The 4025-nt window shown below is 49.0% G+C and carries 4 protein-coding genes; 1 reads left to right on the forward strand and 3 read right to left on the reverse strand.

Going from position 1 to position 4025, the window contains the following annotated elements:
• Nucleotides 1-119 precede the first annotated feature (119 nt).
• Nucleotides 120-311: a hypothetical protein gene (locus tag VN429_RS12485; RefSeq protein ID WP_325633822.1), complete on the reverse strand. Its 192-nt coding sequence runs from the start codon at nt 309-311 to the stop codon at nt 120-122.
• 54 nt (nt 312-365) lie between these two features.
• Between VN429_RS12485 and VN429_RS12490 the strand changes: the two genes are divergently transcribed.
• Nucleotides 366-758: a thioredoxin family protein gene (locus tag VN429_RS12490; protein WP_325633824.1), complete on the forward strand. Its 393-nt coding sequence runs from the start codon at nt 366-368 to the stop codon at nt 756-758.
• Here VN429_RS12490 and VN429_RS12495 read toward each other — a convergent pair.
• Both VN429_RS12495 and VN429_RS12500 read right to left on the reverse strand, forming a co-directional pair.
• Entirely contained in the window at nt 749-1264 is a 516-nt protein-coding gene (locus VN429_RS12495; protein WP_325633826.1) for an Hsp20/alpha crystallin family protein, read from the reverse strand. The genes VN429_RS12490 and VN429_RS12495 overlap by 10 nt on opposite strands.
• 19 nt (nt 1265-1283) lie before the next feature.
• Nucleotides 1284-3998: a CDC48 family AAA ATPase gene (locus tag VN429_RS12500; protein ID WP_414675305.1), complete on the reverse strand. Its 2715-nt coding sequence runs from the start codon at nt 3996-3998 to the stop codon at nt 1284-1286.
• Nucleotides 3999-4025 lie beyond the last annotated feature (27 nt).

Consider the following 4025-nt stretch of genomic DNA (forward strand, 5'->3'; position numbering starts at 1 on the left):
ATATTCCCCTATATCAGGACTTTCACCAGCTTTGGCCGAATCAAAATCTAACCGTCAGCCACATCAAACATATCATTGAAACATATTTTTCACTCCTAGTCATACCTGCCATGTGCCACTTAAAGCCCGGGAATAATAGTACATAATTTATCCGTACCATGCAAAGGTAACCTTTGTTCTTTCTCCCATCGTGTCAGAATTTTCAGAACCATATCCTCCCTGCTCATCTCCATCAGTTCAGCTGCAGCATCGAGTGTCTCAGCAAGCGAAGGTGAAACAGCGATAGTAATCTCCACGAGTTCACCAGTCATACGTCTATCATTTCAGACACAGGTTTATGAGGTCTCCTGTTCTAACACAACCATATGACAGAAACCAAGCTTCGTGAAGTCGGTGACCACGAGTGGGAACATGCAGTTGAAAAAAGCAGTGAACCGGTGCTGGTTATGTTCTTCAGCCCGACCTGCAGGCACTGTACCCAGATGAAACCATATATTGAGGAGTTTGCACAGGAATTCTCACCATCAGTCAGTTTCCTCATGCTGAATATCCTTCAATTTGGATGGATTGCCGAGAAATACGGAGTGATGGCAACCCCGACATTTATCTGGTTCTGTGGAGGAAAACCGGTACAGAGCAGGGTCGGTGCTGTGTTCCCTGCGATGCTCAAAAAAATGGTTGAAGAAATGATACAAAACGGCGAAGAATGCCGTATGAAGTCTACCGAAATACAATACGAAATTAGTGGTTACGGGTGATCAGGAGAATCATTCTCCTGATCACTCATCTCTTCCACAGAGATTTCTACTGCATCATCTCCAGTTGTCTGGACAGGGGTCTCAATATCCCTGGTAAGCCAGGTCAACTCCAGGACACCATTATAAAATGTCCTGTTACATGATGATTCGATTACAGGAGGGAGCACTGCCGAGCTCCGGTACCGGGTAGTACCATCATACCCAATGACATGAAGGGTATTATCCTGGAACGCGATGCTGACGTGTTCATTTGCAAGACCCTTCATCTCGCATGTCGCCATCACTCTGCCGTCCCATTCGGTAACTTCGATATCAGGATGTTCTACATCCCGTCCCGGACCCCCTCCACCATATCCTCCGGGAAAGCCGGGGGGCATTCCACCTGCAAGGATAATGTTGACGCCGATGACACCAGGTCTTATCTGACCAGAGCCCAGTGTCTGGCCGAGGACTTTCTTAAGCAGTTCCTCGATATTCTTAAACTCTTCTGGTGGGGTATCACTCATGATTGTGGCGCTCTCCTACTTAGGTGGGGTTGTATTTCTTATCAAGTTCCTGTGTATGTTTTTCAATACCTGTAAAGTCTTTTATTGTTCCGCTATAGATTGCATCTTTGAGTTCACTGATTTCATTCTTCGGTATTCCAAGGTTTTCTGCTGATGCGATGATGAATGCTGCTTTTTCCAGGATCTTTTTCTGATCCTGGTTATAGAGGATCTTCCACGAATCACGGACATACCGTTCACGGGTGGTTTCATCAAGTGAACCCTTTACCCTGCCAAATGCTTCGTCAAAGTGGCGGCTTGTGATCCTGACGTTTGCTACTGCCTCCTCAAGTTCCCGATCTGTCCGGCCAGCCATCAGAGCGATAAACTCGCGCATGGCTGCAAGCTTAGCTTCACGTATCAATGCCTCAATATCAGCACCCACGTACCCCTCGGTCTTGAGAGCTAGGTCATCTATATTGACATCAGCAGTCAGAAGGGTTCCCGAATCCTTCAGGTATACCTCAAAGATCTGCTTTCTTCCCTCCTTGCCTGGTGGAGGTACAAAGATGTGCCGCTCCAGCCGTCCTGGTCTCATCAGGGCATCGTCCAGCATATCCGGCCTGTTGGTGGCTGCGATGATGGTCACGTTCTTGAGCTCTTCCATCCCGTCCATCTCAGTCAGGATCTGTGAGACAACACTCTCGGTTACATGGGTTGCATCAGAGTAACTCCCACGTTTTGGCACGAGCGAATCGATCTCATCAAAGAAGATGATCGAGGGGGCTGCCTGCCGGGCTTTGCGAAATACCTCCCGTACTCCCTTTTCTGATTCACCGACCCATTTTGAGATCAGTTCTGGCCCTTTTACAGAGATGAAATTGCACTCACTCTCATGGGCAACTGCTTTTGCCATCATGGTCTTTCCAGTACCGGGCGGACCGAAGAGCAGGATTCCTTTCGGTGTCTTGGTCTGTAAGTGACTGAAGAGCTGTGGGTACTTGAGTGGCCACTCAACAGCCTCCCGTAGATCCTTCTTGACCTCTTCAAGGCCTCCAACCTGATCCCAGGAAACATCCGGAACCTCAATGAGAACTTCCCGCATGGCTGACGGTTCGACATGAGACAAAGCAGCCTGGAAATCTCCCGGGGTTACACGGATGGATGCAATGAGATTTTTGTCAATCTTCCCTTCTTTCAGATCTTTTGGCGGGACCTTCTCAAGTCCTTTACGTAGGGCATGCATCGCAGCCTCTTTTACAGTCAGGCTGATATCTGCACCAACAAAACCATGGGTCTGATTTGCAAAGGGCTGAAGGAAGAGCCGGCGACGTATCTGGTTCTCAACCTCCTCTTTCTGGGCCTTGATATCAGCAAGCCTTCGTTCAGACTCTGCCTTTGACTCTGTATTCTCGTCAGTGGATATCTTTCCTTCAAGATTTGAGATGTCCTCATCAAGCCGTGAGATCTGCATTTTTTCATCGCGAGTCAGTTGATCCTCACCGATGGTGATACCCACAAGGTCTAGAGGAACCCGCTGCGAGTGGATCTGAAAGATCGCCATTCTTCCTGATATGTCAGGTATTCCAATCTCGATCTCCCGGTCAAATCTTCCTCCCCGGCGCAGTGCAGGATCCAGATTATCAGGCAGGTTGGTGGCAGCAATTACGATAACCTTGCCACGACTTTTCAGACCATCCATCAGGGAGAGGAGCTGTGCAACGATCCGGCGTTCAACCTCGCCTTTGGTATCCTCACGCTTTGGTGCAATGGAATCTATCTCATCGATGAAGATGATAGACGGTGCATGCTCCTCGGCCTCTTCAAAGACTTCACGAAGTTTCCCCTCACTCTCCCCGTAATACTTGTTCATTATCTCAGGGCCTGATAGAGTGATGAAGTGGGCATTCACTTCATTTGCCACTGCCTTGGCGATCAGGGTTTTACCGGTTCCCGGAGGACCATAGAGTAGCACTCCTTTTGGCGGTTCGATACCAAGGTGGTTAAAGAGATCAGGATTTCGCAGCGGTAACTCGATCATCTCACGGACGAGTGATAGTTCCCGTCCAAGACCTCCGATATCCTCGTAATGGACGTCGGGGATATACTTCTCCTTTTCACCACCCTCTCCAGACGGTGAACCTTGCGAACCTGTCCGGCCAGCAGGTGCAGATGCCTGTTTTCCGGTCCTGACGACCGAGAACCGGGTCTTTTGTGATGGAATCGCTGCACCATTTGGATCGGTTGTTGTGATTCGCACCACAACATAGGCAGTGGGAGTGCTCCAGAACGTACCTCCACCATCGCGAGATCTGAAGAAGTCATCAAACGGACTTCGCTCAGAACTTTCCACAGGGATTGCAATCTCCTTTCCCTGAAAGATCAGAGAACCCTGGAGTTGTTCAGAGAGGAACTGCTCCAGTTCTCTGATATCAAGTCCCTGGACATCCTGGATGATCTGAAACTCAATCTTCTTCGCTTCTCTCGTTTCAGCTCTCCTGATGACAGCCTGTTCCCTGATACCAACACCAGCTCTCCGGCGAATGTTCCCGTCAATAAATATCGCGTCAGCCCATGGGGAACTAGCCGGGGACACGAGAGCATAGGTTTTACTGGTTCCTTCAATCTCAATCACATCACCCCTGGAGAGTCCGAGTTTCTCCATCGTTTCCCATGTGAGTCGGGCAATGTCTTTTCCCTTGTCCTGTACCGGTGCTTCCTGAACTGTTAGTGTAATGTCACGAGTTGTAGGCATAAGATAATCCTCTTTCTTGTGTTCACC

It is taken from the genome of Methanospirillum sp. (assembly GCF_035560735.1).
Taxonomy (GTDB): Archaea; Halobacteriota; Methanomicrobia; order Methanomicrobiales; family Methanospirillaceae; genus Methanospirillum.